This is a genomic window from Methylobacterium platani, from assembly GCF_001653715.1.
Lineage (GTDB): Bacteria > Pseudomonadota > Alphaproteobacteria > Rhizobiales > Beijerinckiaceae > Methylobacterium > Methylobacterium platani.
In genome coordinates, this window is sequence record NZ_LWHQ01000039.1 from 94,656 (window position 1) to 118,287 (window position 23,632).

Genomic DNA, 23,632 nt, shown 5'->3' on the forward strand with positions numbered 1-23,632 from the left:
CCGCTTCCCACACGCCTCGGCACTCTGCGGCACGGAAGGTCCCGCCCGGCCCGACGCCCCTGCGACCGATGCGCCCGGCCGCCCCCCGGCACGGGAACCCGACACGGCTCAGATCGATGCTCCCCGGGACTATCCCCGATGGATGCGGGGAGTATCCCGGACAGAAAGGTGCCGTGCCCATGTTCATGAGGATCGACCGCCTGCAGGCCGAGCTGCCGCAGCCCAAGAGGCCCGACCCGAACGCCGCCGCCGCGCTGCAGGAGCTGCTCGGGGGCAAGTACGGCGAGATGTCGACGCTCGGCAACTACATGTTCCAGAGCTTCAATTTTCGCGACAAGTCCAAGCTGCGGCCGTTCTACAGCCTGGTTTCGAGCATCTTCACCGAGGAGCTCGGCCACGTCGAGCTGGTCTCGACCGGCATCGCGATGCTCAACAACGGCCCGGGCGACCCGACGCCGGACGTCGACGTGTCGAAGGCCCCGTTCCACGACATGCAGGACATCCGCCTCGCCGGCAGCTTCCTCAGCAACGGCGGCGGCGCGATGCCGATGAACTCGAACGCCGCGTCGTGGAACATGGACATGGTCACCACGACCGGGAACATCATCATCGACCTCCTGCACAACTTCCACCTCGAATGCGGGGCGCGCCTGCACAAGCTCAGGGTCTACGAGACCCTGAAGGACCCGACCGGGCGCGAGGTCTGCGGCTACCTGCTCGTGCGCGGCTCGGTGCACGCCCACGCCTACGCGCTGGCGCTCAAGAAGCTCACGGGGGTGGCGATCGAGCAGATGCTGCCGACCCCCAACATCAACCTCGACCGCATCCCCGAATGCCAGAAGTACCTGCAGGAGGGCAGCCACCGCCGGCTCTACACTTTCTCGCAGGACTACCCCGAATCGGCCGGCGTGTGGTCGAACGACGAGGTGGCGCTGCCGGGCGATCCGCCGGGCCACCTCGAGGTGGTCGACGGCGCGCCCGAGGGCGGCAAGATCCCGGAGCTCGACGGCAATTACGGCGCCTTCGCACCGAACTACAAGCCGGAGGAGATCTTCGAGATCGCCAGCAAGCTCTACAAGAAGAGCCGCTGATACCCTCGCGCCTTCGCATCGACACGTCGATGCGAAGGCGTCCGGCGCATCGGCGCCGGCGCGAGGAAAAGGGGACCTTGCGGGCGTAGCCGGCACCTTCGAACGGATTCGTTCGAGAGTGCGTCGGTAAGACCCCGGGGGGTCGGGGCCGGTCAGGCCGGCCCCGACCCCCCGACGATCCCGTCGAGGGCGGCCAGCACCTCGGCCATCGCGGGCCGCGCGGCCGGATCGGGTCCGGTGCAGGCGGCGACCAGGGCGTCGAGGGCAGGATCGTCGACGGGCGACGCGCCGAGGGCGGCAAGGCCGCGCAGCTCGGCGACCAGGATCCCGAAGGCCCGCACGTCGAGCCGTTGCAGGAACGCGCCGTCCCGCCCCGGCGGCAGGGCCGAGGCGGCGCCGAAATCGCTCAGCACCGCTGCGCCGGCTCCCCCGTCCCACAGGACGTTGTGGCCGTAGAGGTCGCCGTGGCCGAAGCCCCGGGCGTGCAGGTGGGCGGCCCCGGCGGCGACGCCCCGGGCGAGGCGCAGGGCGGCCGACCGCGTCGGGCGCGAGGCCGGATCGTAGACGTCGCGGCTGCAGGTCTCCAGGCTCGGCGGCCCGGCGAGCACCCGCCATCCTTCCGGCAGCAGCGGCATCAGCAGGCCCTGCGTCCCGTCCGGATGGTCGACGAGTCGTCCGAGGCCGCCGGTGAGGTGCGGATGCGCGCCCGCCGCCAGGCAGGCCGCCATCTCGCGCTCGGGCAGGCCGTCGCTGGTCATCGTCCCCTTGAACAGCTTGAGGGCGACCGGCCGCTCCAGGCCCGCGCCGTCCGGCCGCCAGACCGCCCGCATCACCCGCCCGGAGGCGCCCTCGCCGAGGAGCGGGCCGACCGCGATGTCGCCCCAGGCGGCCGGCGGCGCCGCAGCCGCCGGCGGTGCCGCGCGGTCCTCGAACGGGTTGCCGGCCCAGGATAGCCAGGCGAGCCGGGGCAGGGCGGCGAGGCAGGCGGGCAGAGCCTCGAAGCGGTTGGCGGCGATGCGCAGGAGCTCCAGGTTCTCCGCCCCGGCGAGGCTCTCCGGCAGGGCCTGCAGGCGGTTGCCGGCGAGCATCAGCTTCTGCAGTCTCGGCCGGGCGCCGATCGCGTCGGGCAGCGTCGCGATGCGGTTGTCGGTGAGGGTGAGCCAGCGCAGGGCCGGCGGCAGCGCCTCGGCCGGGACCTCGGCGAGGCCGGAGCCGCGAAAGCCGACCTGGCTCAGGGCCGCGCACTCGCCGAGCACCGGCGGCAGCCGGTCGAAGCGGTTGCCGGAGCAGAACAGGACCCGCAAGGAGCGCAGGCGGCCGAACCAGCCGGGCAGGGCGGTGAGGGCATTGTGGCCGAGATCGAGGACCTCGAGCGTGTCGGCGAGGCCGAGGATCTCGGGCGGTACCTCGGTGAGACGCGCGTCCGGCCCGCCGAGAAGCCGCAGCTCCCGGGCCCCGGCGAGATCGCCCCGGCGCAGGGCCGCCAGCCGGGTTCCGGCTTGCGGCGACGGACGGGTCCCGCCCGGGGCGGCCACCTCCTGCGGGGTCATGCCCTCGGGTCCGGGGCGCAGCGTGATGTCGTCATGGTCGTCTCCCGGCGGCGCATCCCGCGTCGTCGCCGGGCGGTGGTCGCCGGGAAACGCGGCCGGATCAAGGGCCGCGCGCCCGCCTCAGTAGGGGTAGCCGTAGTCGTAGGGCGGCGGCACCCGGCGCTCGTAGTACCGCACCGGCGGCCGGCCGTAGGCGCGCAGGTAGGGGTCGTAGCGCGGCTGGCTGTAATTGCCGTTGTTGATGCCGGCCGAGCGGTCGTTGCCGTTCAGCGCGGCGTAGGGCGACAGCCCGCTGCCGGAATCGCTGTTGCGGGCGAGCGCCGTGCCCGCCGTGCCGAGGACGAGGGCCGCCGCGACGGCGGAGACCCGGATCGTGAGAGCGCGCATGGGACGCCTCCTGCGTGGCGTGGACTGGTCTGGACCGAGATGTCGAGACGAACCACGACGGCCCGGCCGAGGTTCCGGCGCCGGGGCGCGGCCATTCGGCGCCGGGCGGCGTCAGGCCGCCCGGATCGCCGCGAGGAACCGGTCGACCTGGCCCTTCACGGTCATCGACTGGGCCGAGAGGCTGCGGGCGGCGTCCAGCACCTGGCCGGCGGCGTGGCCGGTCTCGCTCGCCGAGGCCGTCACCTGGCCGATCGTGCCCGAGACCTCCTGCGTGCCGCGGGCGGCCTCGGCGACGGTGCGGGAGATCGCGTTGGTGGTCGCGGTCTGCTCGCTCACCGTCGCGGCGATGACGCCGGAGATCTCGTCGACCGACACGATGGTCTCGCCGATCTGCCGGATCGCCCCGCCGGCCCGCTCGGCGGCGACCTGGATCCGGGCGATCTGGCTCGCGATGGCGTCGGTCGCCCGGGTCGTCTGCCCGGCGAGCTGCTTGACCTCGGCGGCCACCACCGCGAAGCCGCGCCCCGCCTCGCCGGCCCGGGCCGCCTCGATGGTGGCGTTGAGCGCCAGCAGGTTGGTCTGGCCCGCGATGGCCGAGATCATCGTGACGGCGGTGCCGATCTCGTCGGCGGCGCGGGCGAGGTCGCCCATCGCGGCGCCGGTCGCCTCGGCCTCCTGCCGGGCGAGGCCCGCGACCTCGTTCGAGCGCGTCACCTGGCGCTCGATCTCCCGGAGCGAGGCCACCAGCTCCTCGGCGGCGACCGCCACGGTCTGCACGTTGGCGGCGGTCTCCTCGGAGGCGGCCTCCACCGCGACGGCGCGCCGGTTGGTGCCCTCGGCCACCCCGGTCATCGCGTGGGCGGTGGCGTCGAGCTGGCTGGCGGCGGCGGCCACGACGTCGAGGGAGGCGACGATGTCGGCCTCGAAGCCGCGCACCAGGCGGTCGACGGCGGCCACGCGCCGGTCGCGGTCCGACTGGTCGGCCAGCGCCCGGGCCTCCATCTCCCGGCGTGCCGCCGCGTTGGCGCGGAAGACGTCGACGGCCTTGGCCATGTCGCCCATCTCGTCGACGGCGTCGCGGGAGGGCACCGCGACCGCGAGGTCGCCCTGCGCCAGCCGGGTCATCGCCCCGGTCATGCCGCGGATCGGCCGGAGGATGCCGCGGGCGATGAGCAGCGCGAGGCAAAAGCCGAGGGCGACGACCGCGACGATGAGCCCGACCAGGAGCGCCTGCGCGGCGGCGGCCGCCGCGGTGGTCGAGGCCGCGATCGCCTCGACGGCGGTCTCGATCGAGCCCCGGGCGGTGTCGCCGGCCTTCTCGATCGCCGCCATCTTCGGCTGGAAGCCCTGGTCGTAGAGCGCGGCGCTGTCGGTGAGCGCCGTCGCGGTCGCCTCGAACTGCTCCTTGTAGAGCCCGAGCGCCCCGCGCACGGCGGCGATCGGCTTGGTGAAGGAGCCCAGCACGTCTTGGTCGGCGAGCGCCTTCAGGGCGGTCTCGGCGGTGCGGACATTGGCCTGGAAGGTCGCCGGCCCGGCCGCGTCCATCACCGCGAGGAAGCGCCAGTTGGCGACCCGCACCAGCAGGGCCGCGGTCTCGATCGCGGCGGCGCGGCTCACGTCGGCGCTGGTGCCGTCCAGCTTGACCGCGGCGACGAGGGCCGCGGAGGCCTTGGCCAGGGCGTCGCCGCCGGAGAACAGCTTCGTGCGGCTGTCGCGGATGCGGGCGCCGAGCTCGCCGAGGCGGGCCGCATCGGCCTTGAGGCTGCGCGCATTCGCCAGGATGGCGGCGTAGAGGGCCTTGCGCTCGGGGTCGATGGCGGTGCGCTCGAGCTCGGCACTGATCTCGTCGACCCTGGCAAGGGTCCGGCCCATCGCCGCGAGGCTCTCCGGATCCTGGGTGAAGCGGTAGGTGACGGCCTGGCCGGCGAGCTGGTGGGTGAGCCCGTTGACCGAGAACACCCGGAGCGCGACGCGCTCCAGCGTCGCGCGCTCCTCGTAGCGCGCCGCGGTCCCGCGGCCGCTGCTCAGCGCGTAGGCACCCAGCCCGGCGGAGAGCGCCACCAGCACCCCGAACCCGCCGTAGAGGCGCGTGCGAATACCCGTCTTCACTGGAGAGATCTCCTCGATGCGGGCAAAGGCTAACGCGACACCCGTTGCGGGACGGTTAATGATTGCTGACCGTCGTCCGGAATAGTCTCGCACCGGACCCGGCCGCCCGGGCGGGTCCATCGCCGGCGGGCGCATCGCCGGTTGGTGCGGCGGCGCTCCGGCGTTATGCCCTCGCGGCGGCCGCTTCGGGCCGATTCGGGACCGGCATGGCGAAGCGGGCGGCCAGGGTGAAGACGGACATGGCCGAGGCGGGACCGGTCGAGGCAAAGGCGAAGGCGGCGAAGGCCGCCAGGCCGACCCTGGCGGAGCGGCTTCCCGCCCTGGCGGCACCCGGGACCGGGCCGGGGGACGCATCGCCCTCGGCCGCCTCCTCGTGGCGGGAGGCGCGCAACGCCGCCGCCCGGGCGCGGCTGGAAAAGTCCCTGCCGGCGATCTTCCCGACCTCGGTGCTGCGCCACGCCCTGGCGCGGCCGCTGGCGCCCCCGACGCCGCGCCTCGCCGTCGAGAGCTACTGGCGCCACCACATCCTGCGGGCCGACCGGCTGGCGCGGGCGCTGGCCGCGCGGTCGGGCCAGCCCGAGGGCTGGACCTGGCGCCTCGGCGAGGGGCGCCCCGACACCCGCCGCGGCGCCGCCGCGGACGAGGACCTGGCCGAGAAGGGCCTGCCGTTCAGCTTCCGGGTGCCGCCGGCGCCGTTCCGCGAGGCGCCGCACGCCCTGGGGAAGGGGCATTGCTGCGTCTGCGGCCAGCCGGTCTACCGCTTCGGCTGGCACCGCGACCTGTGGGGGACGGGCACGCCCAACCGCAACGCCGCGTGGCACGCCGCCTGCGTCGCGGCCTGGAAGTTCTGGATCGCGCCGGCCGACCACGTGAAGGAGCTGAAGCGCCGCCAGGGCCACCGCTGCGCCCAGTCCGGCAAGCGTCTGCTGCGGACCGCCGAGGTCGACCACCGGGTGCCGCTCTACCGGATCTGGCGCGAGGAGCGGGCGCGGCCCTGGCCCGCGCTGCTGGGCTACTGGGGCCTGCCGAACCTCCAGGTGGTCAACCGGGCGATCCACGTCGACAAGTGCGCCGCCGAGGCCGGCGAGCGGGCGAGCATGCGCCGGCGGGCGGCCGGGCCGGGCGCCGGCGACCCCGCCGCCGACGCGGAGTAGGGAGCCCGGCTCAGCGCGGGAACAGGTGCAGCCCGTCGTCGGGCAGCAGGTTGCGGGCCGGCCCGCCGGTCTGCTGGCCGCCGCCCTGCTGGTAGGCGGGCAGCTCGGGGCGGCGGTCGTTGTCGCCGCCGGTATCGTACACCCAGGGGGCGGACCACGGCGCGCGGCCGCCGACGGTGCCGGTGGCGTCGATGTCGCGCGGGCCGGCGCGGTAGGCCGGGCCCGGCTGGGCGACGGCGGCGAGCGTGGTCGCCAGCAGGGCGGCCGGGATCAGGACGGTCCGGAGGGGGCGCATCGGCATCCTTTCCGAGAGGCATGGAGGCCGCCAAGGCGGCCGGGTTGCCGGGGTAACGGCCAGGCTGGGCCCGCCGTTCCGCCGCGGCGGACGCGCCACCCTGCGACGGGGCCGGTTAAGGCTTTCGGGCGGCCGCGCTCACCCGCGCCGCAGCTTGGCGTAGCGCTTGAGCACCCGCTCGCGCTTGAGCCGCGACAGCCGCTCGATCCAGAACAGGCCGTCGAGCTGATCGATCTCGTGCTGCAGGCAGGCAGCGGAAAAGCCCTCCTCCTCGGCCTCGTGCGCTTCGCCCTCGAGGTCGTGGAAGCGCACCCGCACCCGGGCCGGGCGCTCGACCTCCTCGTCGACGCCCGGCATCGAGACGCTGCCCTCGCGGTGGCGGGCGGTCTCGGGCGAGGTCCAGACCAGCGTCGGGTTGACGTAGGTCCGCGGCGCGAGGTCGAGGCCCGCCCGGATGATCGTCAGCCGCACCGGCGCGCCGATATGGGGCCCGGTGAGGCCGAGCGCCGAGACCGACAGCAGCGTCTCCGCGAGGTCGTCCGCGACGGCCCGCAGGGCGGCGTCGAACGCGGCGACCGGCGGCACGGGCCGGCGCAGGCGCGGGTCGGGGTAGAGCACCAGGGGGCGGGCGGGCATCCGGGCGGCCTTAGCGGGTGTGGAACGAGGCGGGCCACAGGCCGGCCCGCTCGATGCCGACGACCAGCACCACCACGGCGAGCGCCATCGCGAGCGCGACCAGCAGGTTGCGGCCCGGCACCCCCCGGGCGATCAGCACGAGCACCAGCAGCAGGGAGATGACCGAGACGGCGATGTCCATGGCAGATCCTTGGAGAGATCTTCGGGGCGATCCTCGCCCGGCGCGAGGGATCGGCGCAGGCCGGCCTAGCTGTGGATCACCCGCCCGTAGGCGTCGAGCACGCTCTCGTGCATCATCTCCGAGAGGGTCGGATGCGGGAAGACCGTATGCATCAGCTCTTCCTCGGTGGTCTCGAGGGTCATCGCCACGACGTAGCCCTGGATCAGCTCCGTGACCTCGGCCCCGACCATGTGGGCGCCAAGCAGCTGGCCGGTCTTGCGGTCGAAGATCGTCTTCACCAGGCCGTCGGGCTCGCCGAGCGCGATCGCCTTGCCGTTGCCCGCGAAGGGGAAGCGGCCGACCCGCACGTCGAAGCCCTGCTCCTTGGCCCTGGCCTCGGTGAGGCCGACCGAGGCGACTTGCGGCTGGCAGTAGGTGCAGCCCGGGATCTTGCCCTTGTCCATCGGGTGGGTGTGCAGGCCCTTGATGGTCTCGATGCAGAGCACGCCCTCGTGCTCGGCCTTGTGGGCGAGCATCGGCGGGCCGGCGACGTCGCCGATGGCGTAGATCCCCGGCACGTTCGTCCGCCCGAGCCCGTCGGTGGCGACGATGCCGCGCTCGATTCCGACGCCGAGTTTCTCCAGGCCGAGATTCTCGATGTTGCCGACGACGCCGACCGCCGAGATCAGGACCTCGGCGGTGATGCCTTGCGTCCTGCCGCCCTCGGTCTCGACCGTGGCGGTGATCGAGTCCGCCCCTTTCTCGACCCTGGTCACCTTGGCGCCGGTGAGGATCCTGATGCCCTGCTTCTCGAAGCGCTTGCGGGCGTGGGCGGCGATCTCGTGGTCTTCCACCGGCAGGATCTGCGGCAGCAATTCCACCACCGTCACCTCGGCCCCCATGGTGCGGTAGAACGAGGCGAACTCGATGCCGATCGCGCCCGAGCCCATCACCAGCAGGCTCTTGGGCATGCGCTCCGGGACCATCGCCTCGTAGTAGGTCCAGATCTGCTTTTTATCCGGCTCGATGCCGGGGATCGCCCGCGGGCGGGCGCCGGTCGCCACGACGATGTGCTTGGCGCCATAGGTGCCCGCGGCCTTGGCGCCCTTCGGGGCTTCCGCGCGCTTGGTCTCCCGCACCACCACCCGGCCGGCCTCGTTGCCCTTCGGCGCGGCCTCGATCGCGGCCTCGCCCCAGATCACGTCGACCTTGTTCTTCTTGAGCAGCATGCCGACGCCGCCGTTGAGCCGGCCCGACACGCCGCGGGAACGCTTGACGATGGCCGAGACGTCGAACCCGACATTCTCCGCCGTCAGGCCGTAATCCTTGGCGTGCTGCATGTAATGGTAGATCTCGGCCGAGCGCAGCAGCGCCTTCGTGGGGATGCAGCCCCAGTTGAGGCAGATGCCGCCCAGGTGCTCGCGGTCCACCACCGCCGTCTTGAAGCCGAGCTGGGCGGCCCGGATCGCCGCCACGTAGCCGCCGGGACCGGCGCCGATGATGAGGACGTCGTAGGTGTCGGACATTCAGGTCTCCGGGGAGGGCGGGGCGGCCAGGGCCGCCATGATCGTGTCGAGCGTGCCGTCGATCGCGCGAACGACATCCGCGTTGGAGAAGCGCAGGACCCGGAAGCCTCGCGCTTCGAGGGCGTCACTGCGCGCGGCGTCGTAGGCTTGCTGGTCGGGGAAGCCGTGCTGGCCGCCGTCGACTTCGACGATCAGCCGGGCTCCGAGACAGCAGAAATCGGCGACGTAAGGACCGAGCGCGACCTGCCGACGGAAGTGCGATCCCTCGACCGGCAACCGGTGGCGCAGGTGCCACCACAACCGCTTCTCCGCTGGCGTGAGGGCGTGCCGCATGACCTTGGCGTTCGCTTTTGCCCGCGGTGATGCCGACTGCTCGGGCGATCCGTTCCAGGGCATGGAGCAATCACTTCCCCTGATCGGGACGAAAGTAGAGCGCCTTCCCCTCCCCCTTGTGGGGAGGGGCTAGGGGTGGGGGTGGTGCCGGATAGACCTCGGCGGTGCCTCCTGCACCACCCCCACCCCTGACCCCTCCCCACAAGGGGGAGGGGAAAGTGCTACACCAGCATGCCCATCGGGCTCTCGATCAGGCCCTTGAAGGCCGCGAGCAATTCGGCGCCCAGCGCCCCGTCGACCACCCGGTGGTCGCAGGAGAGCGTCACCGTCATCGCCTGGACCACCGCGGGAGCGCCGTTCTTCGCCACCACCCGGGCCTCGCCGGCGCCGACCGCCAGGATGGTGCCGTGGGGCGGGTTGATGACCGCGCCGAACGACTTGATGCCGAACATGCCGAGATTCGACACCGCGGTGGTGCCGCCCTGGTACTCGTCGGGCTTGAGCTTCTTGGTGCGGGCGCGGGCGGCCAGGTCCTTCATCTCGGCCGAGATGGTCGAGAGCGTCTTCTGCTCGGCCTTACGGATCACCGGGGTGAACAGCCCGCCGTCGATCGCCACCGCGACGCCGACATCGGAGTGGCGGAACCGTAAGGTACGATCCTCGGCCCAGACGGAATTCGCCGCCGGCACCCGCTGCAGGGCCAGCGCCAGCGCCTTGATGACGAAGTCGTTGACCGAGAGCTTGAAGGCCGGCTTGCCGTCCTTGTCCTTGGAGGCCCCCGCATTGACCTGCTCGCGCAGGGAGAGCAGCGCGTCGAGCTCGACGTCGAGGGACAGGTAGAAGTGCGGGACGGTCTGCTTCGACTCGACCAGGCGCTTGGCGATGGTCTTGCGCATGCCGTCGAGGGGCACCTCCTCGAACGAGCCCGGCTCGAACATCCCCATCACCTGCTTGGCGGTGAGGCCGGAGGGCGGGGCGGCGGCGGGCTTCGGCGCCGCTTGGTCGGGCTTCGCGTCGGCGGCCTGCTTGGCGGGCTGCGCCGCCTCGGCCGGCCGGGCCGCCGGCTTCGCCGCACCGGCCTTGGCCGTGCCGCCCTCGATGGCGGCGCGGACGTCGCGCTCGATGATCCGGCCATGCGGGCCGGAGCCGGTCACCGCGCCGAGGTCGAGGCCCTCCTGCTTGGCGATGCGGCGGGCGAGCGGCGAGGCGAACAGCCGCCCTCCTTCCTGCTTCCCGGCCGGGGCGCCGCCCGCTGCCGGCCGCGCGCCCTCCGGCGCTGTGTCGACGCGCTCGTAGGACATCGTGCCGCCGCCGGGCGTCTCGTTGCCGACGGGCGCCCGGGGCTTTCCGCCCTCAACCTTGCCACCGTCCGCCTTGCCACCGTCCGCTTTGCCGGTCGGCGGCGCCTCGGCCTTCGCCGTCTTCTCCTGCCCGTTGCCGCCGGCCTGGACGCTACCCGGATCCTCGCCCTCCCCGGCGATGAGGGCGATCAGGTCGTTGACCGGCACGTCGGCGGTGCCCTCCGGCACCACGATCTTGGCCAGCACGCCCTCGTCGACCGCCTCGACCTCCATGGTCGCCTTGTCGGTCTCGATCTCGGCCAGGATGTCGCCCGACTTGACGGTATCGCCCTCCTTCTTGAGCCACTTGGCGAGGTTGCCCTTCTCCATGGTCGGCGAGAGGGCGGGCATCAGGACGTTGATCGGCATGGATTCAGGTCTCGGCGGGAGGAGGGGCGGCCGGATCGTCGAAGGGAAACAGGTCGTCGAGGGGGAAGGAGACGGCGTCGAAGGGCGGCAGGGTCACTGTCTCGCCGCGCACCACGGTATTGAGCAGCAGCCAGCGGCCGCCGGTGAGGGCGAAGCCTTCGAGCACGCCGTCCGTGGGATCGAGCAGCCAGAGATGGCTCACGCCGGCCTCGGCGTAGATCCGTCGCTTCCGCCCGCGATCGAGCCGGTCGGTGGCGGGGAACATGATCTCGCAGACCCAGTCCGGCGGGGTCTCGATGAAGGCGGCGTCCGGATCGACGGACAGGCGCTCGCGGTGCCAGCCGGCATAGTCGGGTACCAGGACCTGCCGTCCGAAGTGGAATTCGGTCCGAGGCATGAACAGCCAGCCGCCAGGGCCGCCGCGTCCGCGAGAGAACGGCGCCCCCAACTCGCCGGCCAGAGCCGCGAGGGTGGCCCCGAGTCGCGGCAGCGTATGCGCGTGGGTCTCCAGCACCCCATCGACGATCTCCGCCACGAGGTGGTCCGGCACCGCCTCGAGGTCGGCATAGGTGGCCCAGCGCGGCGCGGCCTCGGCCATCGGGAGCCTCAGTTGAAGCTCTCGGGATCGAGGCTCTCGGCCTCCATCCCGGCGCGGATGCGCGCGAAGGCCTCCTCCTCGGACATCTCGGTCTCGCGGGCGTAGACCACGGCCGCCTGCCGGGCGAGGTCGATGAACAGGCGCCCCCAGGTGGCGGGGTCGTCGAAGGAGCGGCGCAGCGCGATGCTCACCGCGCCGTCGACCACGGCGGCGCGCAGGACCTCGATGCCGCCCTGCTCCAGGGCGTCGGGCGGGATGTCGAGGGCCTCGAAGCGGGGTGCGTCGTCGGTCATGCCGCTCACCGGTAGCAGACGGCCTTGGCCGCCTCGATCACCTCGGCGACGTTCGGCAGGGCGAGCTTTTCCAGGTTCGCCGCGTAGGGCATCGGCACGTCCTTGCCGGTGATGCGCAGGACCGGCGCGTCGAGATAGTCGAAGGCGTCGACCATCAGGCGGGCGGCGATCTCGGCGCCGATGCCGGATTGCGGGAAACCCTCCTCGACGGTGATGCAGCGGCCGGTCTTCTTCACCGAGGCGACCACCGTCTCGGAATCCATCGGCCGGATGGTGCGCAGGTCGATCACCTCGGCCTCGATCCCGGCCTCGGCGAGCTCGTGGGCGGCCTTGAGGGCGTAGGTCATGCCGATGCCGAACGAGACGATCGTCACGTCCTTGCCTTCACGGTGCACCTTGGCCTTGCCGATCGGCACCGTGAAGTCGTCGAGCTTCGGCACCGGGAAGGACTGGCCGTACAGGATCTCGTTCTCAAGGAAGACCACCGGGTTCGGATCGCGGATCGCGCTCTTCAGGAGGCCCTTCGCGTCGGAGGCGGTGTAGGGCATCACGACCTTCAGGCCCGGGACGTTGGAGTACCAGGCGGCGTAGTCGTGGCTGTGCTGGGCGCCGACCCGGGCCGCCGCGCCGTTGGGGCCGCGGAACACGATCGGGCAGCCGAGCTGGCCGCCGGACATGTAGAGGGTCTTGGCCGCCGAGTTGATGATCTGGTCGATCGCCTGCATGGCGAAGTTGAAGGTCATGAACTCGACGATGGGGCGCAGGCCCGTGAACGCCGCGCCGACGCCGACGCCGGCGAAGCCGTGCTCGGTGATCGGGGTGTCGACGACGCGCTTCGCGCCGAATTCCTGCAGCAGCCCTTGCGTGATCTTGTAGGCGCCCTGGTACTCGGCGACCTCCTCGCCCATCACGAAGACCTTGTCGTCGCGGCGCATCTCCTCGGCCATCGCGTCGCGCAGGGCCTCGCGGACGGTCTGGGTCACCATCTCGGTGCCCTCGGGGATCTCGGCCATCGCCGGATCCTGGCCGCGATTGGTGATCACCGCCGGCGAGGCGGGCGTCTCGACCGGCTTGTCGTCGCCGGTCTTGGCGGCGGGAGCGGGGCGCTCGGCCTGGCCTTCGGCGTGCATATCTGGGGCGGGCGCCTTCTGGCCTTCCTCCCGACCCTTGCCGTTCGGCTTCGTCCCGCCGGCCTCGACGCTCGCCGGATCTTCGCCCTCGTCGGCGAGCACCGCGATCGGGGTGTTGACGGCGACGTTGTCGGTGCCGTCGGCGATCAGGATCTTGGCGAGCACGCCCTCGTCGACCGCCTCGACCTCCATGGTCGCCTTGTCGGTCTCGATCTCGGCCAGGATGTCGCCGGCCTTGACCGGGTCGCCCTCCTTCTTGAGCCACTTCGCGAGCTTGCCCTGCTCCATCGTCGGCGAGAGAGCGGGCATCAGGATGTCGGTCGCCATGGGGTACTCTGTCGATCCGGGAGTGGGGCGCACCGGGTCGGGCGCCGGCCGAAAGGGGCTAAGGCCGTCCGCGCGGGGCTCGGACGGCCGGGGGCGTTCAGAGCGGCGCGGTCAGAGCAGGATGTCGGTCCAGAGCTCGGACGGATCCGGCTCGGGATCGCTGGTGGCGAAGTCCGCCGACTCGTTCACGATCTCCCGCACCTTGGCGTCGACCGCCTTGATCTCGTCCTCCGCCACCTTGTGGGCCCCGAGCAGGCGCTTGCGGACCTGCTCGATCGGATCGGATTCCTCGCGCATCCGGGCGACTTCGTCCTTGGTCCGGTACTTGGCCGGATCGGACATCGAGTGGCCGCGGTAGCGGTAGGTCTGCATCTCCAGGATGTAGGGGCCTTCCCCGTCGCGGGCATGCGCGATCGCCCGCGTCGCCGCCTCGCGCACGGCGCGCACGTCCATGCCGTCGACCTGCTCGCCCGGGATGCCGAAGGAGACGCCGCGCTTGGAAAAGTCGGTCTGGGCCGAGGCCCGCGAGACCGAGGTGCCCATGGCGTAGCGGTTGTTCTCGATCACGTAGACCACGGGCAGCTTCCACAGCTGCGCCATGTTGAAGCTCTCGTAGACCTGGCCCTGGTTGGCCGCGCCGTCGCCCATGTAGGTGAGGCTCACCGCGCCGTCGCCGCGGTACTTGTTGGCGAAGCCGATGCCGGTGCCGAGCGACACTTGCGCCCCGACGATGCCGTGGCCGCCATAGAAATTCTTCTCGCGGGAGAACATGTGCATCGAGCCGCCCTTGCCGCGGGAATAGCCTCCCTTGCGGCCGGTGAGCTCGGCCATCACGCCCTTCGGCTCCATGCCGCAGGCCAGCATATGGCCGTGGTCGCGGTAGCCGGTGATGACCTGGTCGCCGTCCTTCGAGGCCATCTGGACCCCGATCACCACGGCCTCCTGGCCGATATAGAGGTGGCAGAAGCCGCCGATCAGGCCCATCCCGTAGAGCTGGCCGGCCTTCTCCTCGAAGCGGCGGATCAGCAGCATCTCGCGATAGGCGTGCAGGTCCTCGTCCCGGCTGAAGGCCGGCACGTTCGAGGCCGAGGGCGGCGGGGCCGCCTTCTCGCGGGTCTTGTCGCTTCCGCGGCGCGCCTCTTTCGCGGCATCCATCGGCACCCTCCCGGCTGCATCCCTTATGGGAGCGTTTCTAGGGCAGGTGGCCTCGCAAATCGAGCGGTCCGGGACGTAAAAGCCGCCGGCTTCGGGTCGCTTCGCCGGCTTTCAGGGGTCGATGACGACGACGTCGTTCGGGTGGACGCGGCCGAGCACGACCCGGGCGCGCTCCTCCAGGAGGTCGCGGTCGATCTGGTCGCTGCGCAGCAGCGCCACCCGGCGTTCCCACTCGCCCCGGTCGGCCTTGGTGGCGTCGAGCTCCTGCTGCAGGCCGTAGGCCTGGATCTTCAGGGCCCGCTTGGCCTCGAGGCCGCGGCTTCCGCTCTCGGCCTCGTGCAGGAAGTAGCCGACCACGAGGATCGACACGGCGTAGAGGCCGAGCGGCAACAGGACGGCACGGGCGCGACGACGGACTACCATGCGGGGAAGGATGGGGCGGGAGGGTTAAGGAAGGCGTAAAGGGGCTTCCGGTCGCCAAGGCTCTTGTGAGGCAGGTTTGTCCCGAACACCTTCGAAAGACGAGAATGGCGCGGGAACCCCTCTCCAGGCGATGCCGGGCTTGCCCGGTATCGCTGCAAGGTGTGGGAGAGGGGTAGGGGTGAGGGTGGCTCGGCTTCCGTGTAAAGCTGACAGCATCGAGCCGCGCAGCTCGACGGGTCAGGGTCATTGCGGAAGCCGAGCCACCCTCACCCCCGGCCCCTCTCCCAAACGGGAGAGGGGAGACACGCGCCTCGTCTTGCACTGATCAGTTTTCATCGAGGGCGGTGTGACGATGCCGCTGGAGACCCCTCCGGACGACACGGCGGAGCACCTGAGAACCGACGAGGACGTCGCCCTTTACATCGAGGCGGTGCTGGAGGATGGCGACCCGGCGCTGATCCGCGACGCCATCGGGATCGTCGCCCGCGCCCGCGGGATGAGCCGGATCGCCCGCGAGACGGGTCTGAGCCGCGAGAGCCTGCACAAGGCGCTCTCGCAGACCGGCAATCCGAGCTTCGAGACCGTGCGGGCGGTGTTGCAGGCGCTGGGCCTGCAGCTCGGCATGACGCGGGCCGACAAACCGGCGGCGTGACGCCGTCCGCACAAGCTCACGCCGCCCCCCGCCACGCCGCCGGCGTGAGGCCGGTCGCCTGGGCGAAGCGGCGGGTGAAGTGGCTCTGCGAGGCGAAGCCGCAGGCGAGCGCGACCTCGGCGAGGCTCATGCGTCCCTCAGACACCAGATCCTTGGCCCTGGCGATCCGCCGCTCGGTCACGTAGCGGTGCGGCGCCAGGCCGAAGCTCGCCTTGAACATTTTGGCGAAGTGGAAGGTGCTCAGGCCGGCCTCGTCGGCCAGCACCTCGAGGGTCAGGGCCTCGGCGAGCCGCGCCTCGACCAGCTCGGCGACGCGGCGGCGGACCGCAGGCGCGAGGCCGCCCTTCACCGCCGTCCGTCCGCCCGGGCCGGCATGACGCCGCAGCAGGGCGTGGAGCAGGAGGTGGCAGGCGGAGCCGAGCGCCATCCGGTCGGCGCCCGCCGCCCAGTCGAGGGGCAGCACGGCGCCGCGCATCAGCATCGCGGTGGCGGGATCCTCGGCGAAGGTCAGCTCGCGCAGCGAGACCGCGCGGGGATCGAGGTCGAGGGCGCTCACCGCCTGGTAGGCCAGGGTCTCGGGCGCGACGTAGAGGTGGAGCATCCGCAGGGGACCGCCGATCAGCCACCGGCTCTCGTGGCCGGCGGGCAGCAGGCAGAGCCGGTCCGGCCCGCCGCCCGACACGGCGCCGTCCTCGCGCACCACGCCCTCGCCGCCCTCGAGGTAGAGGCTCAGGGTGTGGTGGTCCGGCCGGTCGTAGCGGGCGCGGTTGTCGCGGTTGTGCCACTCGGCGAGCGACAGGCCGCGCCCGATCTCGGCCCTGCGCAGGAGCGCCGCACCGGTGCGGGACAGGGCGTCGTGGACGTCGGGATTCGGCTCGGTCATGGGCGGGGATCGAGGATCTGTGTCCGGACCGTAGCGGTCGGGCACGGGCGGCGGCAACGCGGCAGTCCCGGGAATGCCGCAGGATCCCGATGAAAGCCCCCAAGATCGCGATGAAAGCCCCAAGAATGGACAACGCCGCCACAGGATCGGGGAAGCCGGCCGGGCCGGCGCCGTCTATCCGGGAGCCTCCCGCCCCCGACCGGACACCGAGACGACCGTGACCGCCTTCCTGTACGCCCTCACCGTGCTCATCTGGGGCACGACCTGGATCGCCATCAAGCACCAGCTCGGCTCCGTCGCCTTCGAGGCGTCGATCGTCTACCGCTTCGCGCTCGCCGGCCTCGTCCTGGCCGGCGCGCTCGCCCTCACCGGGCGGCTCAAGCCCATCCCGTGGCGGCACCAGCCCTTCGTGCTGCTGCAGGCGCTCTGCCTGTTCTCGTGCAACTTCGTCTGCTTCTACCTGGCGACGCGCTCGGTCCCGAGCGGGATCGTCTCGGTGGTCTTCTCCGCCGCGACCGTGTTCAACGTCGCCAACGCCTATCTCTTCCACCGTCGCCGCCCGGCGCCGCGGATCCTCGCCGGGGCGGTCATCGGGCTTCTCGGCATCGCCTGCCTGTTCCGGGACACGCTGGTGGGCACCGCCCTCGACCGGGACACCGCGATCGGCCTCGGCCTGGCGCTGCTCGGCACCTGGTTCTTCTCGGCCGGCAACCTCGTCTCGGCCCGCAACCAGCGCCACGGGCTCCCGGTCGCCACGGTGAACGCCTACGGGATGCTGGTCGGCGCCGCACTGGTGGCGGCGGTCGCCGTCGCGCTCGGCGTGCCGTTCGGCTTCGATCCGTCGCCGGCTTACGTTGGGGCGCTGCTCTACCTGGCGATTCCCGGCTCGGTGATCGGCTTCACCGCCTACCTGACCGTGGTGCAGCGGATCGGGCCCGAGAAGGCGGCCTACATGACCGTGCTGTTCCCGGTCGTAGCGCTGACGATCTCGGTCTTCGCGGAAGGCTACCGGGTGACGCCGCTCGCGGGCCTCGGCTTCGCCCTGGTGCTCGCCGGCAACGTCGCGGTGTTCGCGCCGCGGCTCACCTTGCGCGCCCAACGAAAAGGCCGCCCGGAGGCGGCCTGCGAGGCGTGACGCGGTCGTCGGGCGGGGGAGGGGCGCCCGGCGCCCCTCCACCACGAGGATCAGCCGATCTTCAGGGCGCCGCGGCCGAGGTAGCGGGCCTGAGAGCCCAGGCCCTCCTCGATGCGGATCAGCTGGTTGTACTTCGCCAGTCTGTCCGAGCGGGCGAGCGAGCCGGTCTTGATCTGCCCGCAATTGGTCGCGACGGCGAGGTCGGCGATGGTTGCGTCCTCGGTCTCGCCGGAGCGGTGCGACATCACCGCGGTGTAGCCGGCGCGGTGGGCCATGTCGACGGCGGCGAGCGTCTCGGTGAGCGAGCCGATCTGGTTGACCTTCACCAGGATCGAGTTCGCCGTCCCCTTGGAAATCCCCTCCGACAGGCGGGTGACGTTGGTCACGAACAGGTCGTCGCCGACGAGCTGGCAGCGGTCGCCGACCTTGTCGGTCAGCGCCTTCCAGCCGGCCCAGTCGTCCTCCGACATGCCGTCCTCGATCGACAGGATCGGGTAGGAATCGACCAGCTTGGCGAGGTAGGTCGCCTGGGCCTCCGGGTCGCGGGTCTGGCCCTCGCCCTCGTAGACGTAAGCACCGTTCTTGAAGAACTCGGTGGCGGCGCAGTCGAGCGCGATGACGATGTCGCGGCCCGGCTCGAAGCCGGCGGCGCGGATCGAGTCCATCACGAAGTCCAAAGCCGCCTCGGCCGAGGGCAAGTTGGGGGCAAAGCCGCCCTCGTCGCCGACGTTGGTGTTGTGGCCGGCCTTCTTCAGGGCGCCCTTCAGGGTGTGGAACACCTCGGCGCCCCAGCGCACCGCCTCGGCGAGCGACTCGGCACCCACCGGCATGATCATGAATTCCTGGAAGTCGATCGGATTGTCGGCATGCGCCCCGCCGTTGATGATGTTCATCATCGGCACCGGCAGGATGCGGGCCTGGGTGCCGCCGACGTAGCGGTAGAGCGGCAGGCCGGAGGCCTCGGCGGCGGCCTTGGCGACGGCGAGCGAGACGCCCAGGATCGCGTTGGCGCCCAGGCGGGCCTTGTTCGGCGTGCCGTCGAGCTCGATCATCGCCTCGTCGATGGCGGCCTGCTCCTCGGCATCCATGCCGCCGATGGCGTCCAGGATCTCGCCGTTGACGGCCTCGACGGCCTTCAGCACGCCCTTGCCGCCGTAGCGGGACTTGTCGCCGTCGCGCAGCTCCACCGCCTCGTGCGCGCCGGTCGAGGCGCCGGAGGGCACGGCGGCGCGGCCGAAGGAGCCGTCCTCCAGGAGGACGTCGACCTCGACGGTGGGGTTGCCCCGGCTGTCGAGGATCTGGCGGGCGGCGATGTTGGTGATCGCGGTCATGAGAGGATCTCTCGGGCAGGCTTTACGGCGTTCGCGCGGCTTATCGGCCAAGATGCCGCCTGCGGCAAGCCGTCCAAGGGTGGGGCGTCGCCGGCGCCGGGGGAGAATCGCGGGACGCTCCCGCGCGGGGCCGATGGTTTCGCGCGGGCCCGCGCGGGTCTATAGGTCGGGCATGACGCAAGACATCCGCCAAGACATCCGCCAAGACGACATCGCGCACCACGCCCGGCAGCTCGGGCAGCCCGTCGCCGCGCCGCGCTCGCCCGAGGAAGCCCAGCTCGACCGCGTGCCGAACCCGCACCCGGACACCGATTACTGCGCCCGCTTCACCGTACCGGAATTCACCTCGCTCTGCCCGGTGACCGGCCAGCCCGACTTCGCCATCCTGGTGATCGACTACGTGCCGGACCAGTGGCTGGTCGAGTCGAAGTCGCTGAAGCTCTACCTGCACAGTTTTCGCGATCACGGCGCCTTCCACGAGGATTGCACCGTCGGCATCGGCCGCCGGCTGACCGCGCTCCTGGAGCCGCGGTACCTGCGCATCGGCGGCTACTGGTACCCCCGCGGCGGCATCCCGATCGACGTGTTCTGGCAGACCGGTACCCCGCCGGCCTCGGTCTGGCTGCCCGACCAGGGCGTGCCGCCGTATCGCGCGCGGGGCTGACGCCCGCGAGAGCCGACGCGCACGAAGAAGGGCGGCCGGGTTTCCCCGGCCGCCCCCGCGACTCTCGTCCGTGTCAGGCCTCAGTAGCCGTAGCCATACCCGTAGGCCGGGGCCGGGGCGCCGTAGCCATACCCGTAGCCGTTGCGGCGGGCCGCATCGGCCGCGGCGGCCGCACCGATCGCCCCCACGGCGGCGCCGGCGATGCCGAGGCCGACCGCGGCGCCCGGCGAGATGCCGCGGCGACGGGCACCGTAGGCGTAGGGCCGGCCGGCATAGCCGCGGCCGTAGCCGTGACCGTATCCACCATGGCCGTAGCCGTGGCCGCGCCAGCCCTGGGCTTGCGCCGGCGAGGGCGCGACGGTGGACATGGCGCCGAGGGCGACGGCGAGGGCCGGAATGATCGCCAGCTTGCGCATCGTTGATCTCCTGCTTTCGTTCAAGCCATATGACCCCGACAACGACCTTGGCGGGGAAGAGTTCCCGCAATCGCGTCGCCGCGTCGGCCCTCCCGTCCTGTGCCGGATCCTGGGCGAGGCCGCCGCGACGGGTCGGCGTGACTGGCCCTGATCCTCGCGCCCGGCACCTGAATTCCGGATGAACTTGAAATTCGCCCGGGCCGGGAACCAAATCGCATTCCGGCCGGGCGGATCGTCAGCCCGGACGGGCGAGGCGCCGGGCGGTGAGGAGGCCGAGGACCAGGATCGCGGCAGCGCAGACGCCCAGGGCCGGCAGCTGGCCGAGGGTTTCGAGGCCGAAGCCGAGCACCGCGACGCCGAGGGCCTGGCCGCAGAAGAACGAGAAGGCGTGCAACGCCACCGCGGAGGCCCGGGCCTCCGGCGCCACCTCGGTCACCTGCACCTGGAAGGTGTTGTGCAGCATGTAGAAGCCGAGGCCGAGCGCCACCAGCGCCGCGCAATCGGCCTGCCAGGAGCCCGCCAGCCCGACGACCGCGAGGGCGGCGCCCGAGACCGCGCCGCCCGCCATCAGCATCCGGGTCTGGCCGAGGACGCGCAGGAGCAGCCCGACGGTGAGGGAGTAGGCGAGCCCCCCGGCGGCGAAGCCCGCGAGGACGAGGCCGGCTTCCCGAGGCCCGCCCTCGCCCCGCGCCTCGATCAGGTGGGCGAGGTGCGGGAAGATGCCGAACACCGCGATCGCCTCGACGAAGACGGCAGCGAACAGCACCCGGGCACGGGGATTGCGCAGGATGGCGCGGTAGCGCGACACGGCCGGGGCGAGGGCGAAGCGCCCGCCGGGCGCGCGCAGGCGCCGGGCGAAGCCGAGGGCGACGCCGGCGAGACCGGCCGCCCCGACCCCGGCGGCGAGGCAGAACACCCCGCGCCAGCCGATCGCGCCCTCGATCAGCCCGGCGATGGTGGAGCCCGAGAGCTGGCCGAGGATCACCGCGACGAGGAAGCGGCCGATCGCCACCTGGCGCCGCTCCATCGGGATGCGGTCGCCCATCATGGCGAGGGACAGCGGGATCACCCCGCCGGCCGCCGCGCCCGCCAGCATCCGCAGGCCGAACAGGGTGCCGATGTCGCTCGCCGCCGCGCAGGCCGCCAGCGCCAGGGTCAGCACGAACAGGCACGCCACCACCACCCGCTCCTTGCCGAGCGCGTCGCCGACCGGCCCGAGGACCGGCTGGATCAGCGCGTAGGGCAGGGCGAAGGCGGTGGAGAGGAGCGCCACGGTGGCGGGCGGGCTCGCGAGGTCGCGGGCGAGCACGCCGACCAGCGGCTCGACCACCCGCCCGGCGAAGGTGCTGGCAAAGCCCCCCGCGGCCAGGACCGCGATCAGGCGGGAGGGAGAGTCGGAGGTCGCCGCGGCCCGCATCGGTTGCCGCCCGGTCAGCCGCCGGTCCCCTCCGCGTGCCTGGCTTTTGCCAGCCGGTCGAAGGCCTGCAGCTCGGCGAGCAGGGCCGGCATCTGCCGCAGGGGGACCATGTTGGGCCCGTCGGAGGGCGCCCGGTCGGGATCCGGATGGGTCTCGATGAACACGCCGGCGACGCCGACCGCGACCGCGGCCCGGGCCAGCACCGGCACGAATTCGCGCTGGCCGCCGGAGGTGGCGCCCTGGCCGCCGGGCTGCTGCACCGAGTGGGTGGCGTCGAACACCACCGGCAGGCCGCCGCTCACCTGCGCCATGATCGGCAGGGCGCGCATGTCCGAGACCAGCGTGTTGTAGCCGAAGGAGGCGCCGCGCTCGGTGAGCAGCACGTTGGGGTTGCCCGCCCCGGTGACCTTGGCGGCCACGTGGGCCATGTCCCAGGGGGCGAGGAACTGGCCCTTCTTGACGTTGACGACCCGGCCGGTCGCGGCGGCGGCCAGCAGCAGGTCGGTCTGCCGGCACAGGAAGGCCGGGATCTGCAGCACGTCGACGGCCTCGGCCGCCGCGGCGCAGTGCTCGGCCGCGTGCACGTCGGTGACGACCGGCAGGCCCAGGGATTCGCGGATCTCCGCGAAGATCGGCAGCGCCTGGGCGAGGCCGAGGCCGCGGCTCGACCCGGCCGAGGTGCGGTTGGCCTTGTCGAACGAGGACTTGAAGACGAGGCCGATCCCGAGGGCGGCCGCCATCGCCTTGAGGGCGCCCGCGACCTCGAGGGCGTGGTCCCGGCTCTCCAGGGCGCAGGGCCCGGCGATCAGGCTCAGCGGCAGGTGGTTGCCGAAGCGGACGGCACCGGCCGTCACGGTGACGGGGGCAGGGGCGGCGGAGGAGGATTGGGTCGGCATGGGCCCGAGGGGTAGCGGGTTTCGGCGGGCGCGGGAAGGTGGTGGGGCGGGGTCTATTTGCTCCCACCACGCCACGGGGACGGCTTGGACCCGACCGCTCACAACGGCTTGGTTATGGGCCATCCCCGCGCCTGCGGGGAACACCGGCGGCCGTCGGCGCGCAGGCGGTAGAGGATCGGTTCATCCCCGCGCCTGCGGGGAACACGGGGAGGCCGCGCCGGGCGCTCATTCGAACAGCGGTTCATCCCCGCGCCTGCGGGGAACACACCGGTAGATGCCGTCCGCAGCAATTCCTAAAAGGTTCATCCCCGCGCCTGCGGGGAACACACCGAAGATCTGCACGCCGTTCACGTCGGTGGCGGTTCATCCCCGCGCCTGCGGGGAACACGCGACCGTGAGGTCGAAGGCGCGCGAGAGGGGTGGTTCATCCCCGCGCCTGCGGGGAACACCCGGAATGCGACAGGAGCTCCTCGAGCATGTGCGGTTCATCCCCGCGCCTGCGGGGAACACGTGCTCGACGCGGAGATCCGCGCCGACAACGAAGGTTCATCCCCGCGCCTGCGGGGAACACCAGCCGGCATCGACCGCGCGGGCCTCGCGGCGCGGTTCATCCCCGCGCCTGCGGGGAACACTCCTCGTAGGTCAGGGGCCCCACTACGATTTCGCATTCATCCCCGCGCCTGCGGGGAACACTCGGCCGTGACGCCGATCGCGGCCTGCAGCGCCGGTTCATCCCCGCGCCTGCGGGGAACACTCCTGCTGCCCGGACGGCGCGCCGCCCAAGGTCGGTTCATCCCCGCGCCTGCGGGGAACACTAGAGGTGGATGACGTCGTTGGCGCTCACGAACGGTTCATCCCCGCGCCTGCGGGGAACACGGGGCGAGAGGGCGAGCGGGCCGGACGCGGGACGGTTCATCCCCGCGCCTGCGGGGAACACTTGCGGAATTGCTCGATCCCCGGCGAGGCGTGCGGTTCATCCCCGCGCCTGCGGGGAACACACGGGAGATGCGTGATGATCATGGCGCTGTCTCGGTTCATCCCCGCGCCTGCGGGGAACACCCTCATCCGGCGGGCCCGTTTCGTTTCCGCTCCGGTTCATCCCCGCGCCTGCGGGGAACACGTGGTCTTGCCGGCCGGGCCACGGCGTCCAAGCGGTTCATCCCCGCGCCTGCGGGGAACACGGGGTCATCGGCCCGGATAAGCTCATCAATGCCGGTTCATCCCCGCGCCTGCGGGGAACACGCGCTCATCACCGGTAGCGGCCCGCTCGCCGGCGGTTCATCCCCGCGCCTGCGGGGAACACCGGCTGGAACCCCCCTAGGATCCACAGACGAGCGGTTCATCCCCGCGCCTGCGGGGAAC

The 23,632-nt window shown here is 72.1% G+C and carries 24 protein-coding genes and 1 CRISPR repeat array; of the genes, 5 read left to right on the forward strand and 19 right to left on the reverse strand.

Annotated elements, in window-relative coordinates:
• The first annotated feature begins 179 nt into the window (after positions 1–179).
• Positions 180–1,091, forward strand: coding sequence for a manganese catalase family protein (locus A5481_RS20130; protein WP_048435554.1), 912 nt, complete (start codon positions 180–182; stop codon positions 1,089–1,091).
• 152 nt (positions 1,092–1,243) lie between these two features.
• On the opposite strand, the gene A5481_RS20135 is transcribed toward A5481_RS20130, so the two are convergent.
• From A5481_RS20135 to A5481_RS20145, 3 genes are all read right to left on the reverse strand, one after another.
• Positions 1,244–2,641 carry a leucine-rich repeat-containing protein kinase family protein gene (locus A5481_RS20135; RefSeq protein WP_048435555.1) on the reverse strand — a complete coding sequence of 466 codons (1,398 nt, stop codon included), beginning with the start codon at positions 2,639–2,641 and terminating at the stop codon, positions 1,244–1,246.
• A gap of 120 nt (positions 2,642–2,761) precedes the next feature.
• A complete protein-coding gene (locus A5481_RS20140; RefSeq protein ID WP_048435556.1) occupies positions 2,762–3,028 on the reverse strand; it encodes a hypothetical protein in 267 nt (88 codons plus the stop codon).
• A 111-nt stretch (positions 3,029–3,139) separates the two neighbouring features.
• The gene (locus tag A5481_RS20145) at positions 3,140–5,137 is read right to left on the reverse strand and encodes a methyl-accepting chemotaxis protein (RefSeq protein WP_048435557.1); all 1,998 of its coding nucleotides are present in this window, start codon (positions 5,135–5,137) and stop codon (positions 3,140–3,142) included.
• Between the two features lie 206 nt (positions 5,138–5,343).
• Here A5481_RS20145 and A5481_RS20150 point away from each other — a divergent pair, with 206 nt between their 5' ends.
• The gene (locus A5481_RS20150) at positions 5,344–6,291 is read left to right on the forward strand and encodes a hypothetical protein (RefSeq protein ID WP_245239010.1); all 948 of its coding nucleotides are present in this window, start codon (positions 5,344–5,346) and stop codon (positions 6,289–6,291) included.
• A 10-nt stretch (positions 6,292–6,301) separates the two neighbouring features.
• Here A5481_RS20150 and A5481_RS20155 read toward each other — a convergent pair whose 3' ends face one another.
• The 11 genes from A5481_RS20155 to A5481_RS20200 form a co-directional block, all read right to left on the reverse strand.
• Positions 6,302–6,586, reverse strand: coding sequence for a hypothetical protein (locus tag A5481_RS20155; protein WP_156311967.1), 285 nt, complete (start codon positions 6,584–6,586; stop codon positions 6,302–6,304).
• 138 nt (positions 6,587–6,724) lie between these two features.
• Complete coding sequence (locus A5481_RS20160) at positions 6,725–7,222, reverse strand: peptide deformylase (RefSeq protein WP_048435559.1); 498 nt, start codon at positions 7,220–7,222, stop codon at positions 6,725–6,727.
• Positions 7,223–7,232: 10 nt separating this feature from the next.
• Positions 7,233–7,403, reverse strand: coding sequence for a hypothetical protein (locus tag A5481_RS34715; protein WP_167349665.1), 171 nt, complete (start codon positions 7,401–7,403; stop codon positions 7,233–7,235).
• 65 nt (positions 7,404–7,468) lie between these two features.
• Positions 7,469–8,908 (reverse strand): dihydrolipoyl dehydrogenase, encoded by a 1,440-nt coding sequence (lpdA, locus tag A5481_RS20165; RefSeq protein WP_048435560.1) that lies wholly within the window; start codon positions 8,906–8,908, stop codon positions 7,469–7,471.
• Positions 8,909–9,304, reverse strand: a complete 396-nt coding sequence (locus A5481_RS20170; protein WP_048435561.1) for an endonuclease domain-containing protein — start codon at positions 9,302–9,304, stop codon at positions 8,909–8,911.
• Between the two features lie 158 nt (positions 9,305–9,462).
• The gene (locus A5481_RS20175; protein WP_064504244.1) at positions 9,463–10,950 is read right to left on the reverse strand and encodes a pyruvate dehydrogenase complex dihydrolipoamide acetyltransferase; all 1,488 of its coding nucleotides are present in this window, start codon (positions 10,948–10,950) and stop codon (positions 9,463–9,465) included.
• 4 nt (positions 10,951–10,954) lie between these two features.
• The gene (locus tag A5481_RS20180; RefSeq protein ID WP_048437679.1) at positions 10,955–11,548 is read right to left on the reverse strand and encodes a Uma2 family endonuclease; all 594 of its coding nucleotides are present in this window, start codon (positions 11,546–11,548) and stop codon (positions 10,955–10,957) included.
• An 8-nt stretch (positions 11,549–11,556) separates the two neighbouring features.
• Positions 11,557–11,841: a DUF5076 domain-containing protein gene (locus A5481_RS20185; protein ID WP_064504246.1), complete on the reverse strand. Its 285-nt coding sequence runs from the start codon at positions 11,839–11,841 to the stop codon at positions 11,557–11,559.
• A 5-nt stretch (positions 11,842–11,846) separates the two neighbouring features.
• Complete coding sequence (locus A5481_RS20190; protein ID WP_064504248.1) at positions 11,847–13,298, reverse strand: pyruvate dehydrogenase complex E1 component subunit beta; 1,452 nt, start codon at positions 13,296–13,298, stop codon at positions 11,847–11,849.
• A 111-nt stretch (positions 13,299–13,409) separates the two neighbouring features.
• On the reverse strand, positions 13,410–14,453 hold the full coding sequence (gene pdhA, locus A5481_RS20195; protein ID WP_064504250.1) for a pyruvate dehydrogenase (acetyl-transferring) E1 component subunit alpha: 1,044 nt from the start codon (positions 14,451–14,453) through the stop codon (positions 13,410–13,412).
• 111 nt (positions 14,454–14,564) lie between these two features.
• Entirely contained in the window at positions 14,565–14,876 is a 312-nt protein-coding gene (locus A5481_RS20200) for an FtsB family cell division protein (protein WP_064504252.1), read from the reverse strand.
• Positions 14,877–15,228: 352 nt separating this feature from the next.
• Between A5481_RS20200 and A5481_RS20205 the strand changes: the two genes are divergently transcribed.
• Entirely contained in the window at positions 15,229–15,528 is a 300-nt protein-coding gene (locus tag A5481_RS20205; RefSeq protein ID WP_048436950.1) for an addiction module antidote protein, read from the forward strand.
• A gap of 16 nt (positions 15,529–15,544) precedes the next feature.
• Here A5481_RS20205 and A5481_RS20210 read toward each other — a convergent pair whose 3' ends face one another.
• The gene (locus A5481_RS20210; RefSeq protein ID WP_048436937.1) at positions 15,545–16,411 is read right to left on the reverse strand and encodes a helix-turn-helix transcriptional regulator; all 867 of its coding nucleotides are present in this window, start codon (positions 16,409–16,411) and stop codon (positions 15,545–15,547) included.
• A gap of 217 nt (positions 16,412–16,628) precedes the next feature.
• On the opposite strand from A5481_RS20210, the gene A5481_RS20215 reads away from it, so the two are divergent.
• Positions 16,629–17,546, forward strand: coding sequence for a DMT family transporter (locus A5481_RS20215; protein ID WP_048436938.1), 918 nt, complete (start codon positions 16,629–16,631; stop codon positions 17,544–17,546).
• A gap of 50 nt (positions 17,547–17,596) precedes the next feature.
• Here A5481_RS20215 and eno read toward each other — a convergent pair whose 3' ends face one another.
• Positions 17,597–18,877: a phosphopyruvate hydratase gene (eno, locus tag A5481_RS20220; RefSeq protein WP_048436939.1), complete on the reverse strand. Its 1,281-nt coding sequence runs from the start codon at positions 18,875–18,877 to the stop codon at positions 17,597–17,599.
• A 172-nt stretch (positions 18,878–19,049) separates the two neighbouring features.
• Between eno and queF the strand changes: the two genes are divergently transcribed.
• Entirely contained in the window at positions 19,050–19,541 is a 492-nt protein-coding gene (gene queF, locus A5481_RS20225) for a preQ(1) synthase (RefSeq protein WP_048436951.1), read from the forward strand.
• A gap of 80 nt (positions 19,542–19,621) precedes the next feature.
• On the opposite strand, the gene A5481_RS20230 is transcribed toward queF, so the two are convergent.
• The 3 genes from A5481_RS20230 to kdsA all read right to left on the reverse strand — a co-directional run bounded on the left by A5481_RS20230 (position 19,622) and on the right by kdsA (position 22,270).
• Positions 19,622–19,957, reverse strand: coding sequence for a hypothetical protein (locus tag A5481_RS20230; RefSeq protein ID WP_048436940.1), 336 nt, complete (start codon positions 19,955–19,957; stop codon positions 19,622–19,624).
• 235 nt (positions 19,958–20,192) lie between these two features.
• Positions 20,193–21,374 (reverse strand): MFS transporter, encoded by a 1,182-nt coding sequence (locus A5481_RS20235; protein ID WP_048436941.1) that lies wholly within the window; start codon positions 21,372–21,374, stop codon positions 20,193–20,195.
• Positions 21,375–21,388: 14 nt separating this feature from the next.
• Positions 21,389–22,270, reverse strand: a complete 882-nt coding sequence (kdsA, locus tag A5481_RS20240) for a 3-deoxy-8-phosphooctulonate synthase (protein ID WP_048436942.1) — start codon at positions 22,268–22,270, stop codon at positions 21,389–21,391.
• 115 nt (positions 22,271–22,385) lie between these two features.
• A CRISPR array of direct repeats spans positions 22,386–23,573; the repeat unit is 29 nt; unit sequence CGGTTCATCCCCGCGCCTGCGGGGAACAC.
• The last annotated feature ends 59 nt before the right edge of the window (positions 23,574–23,632 follow it).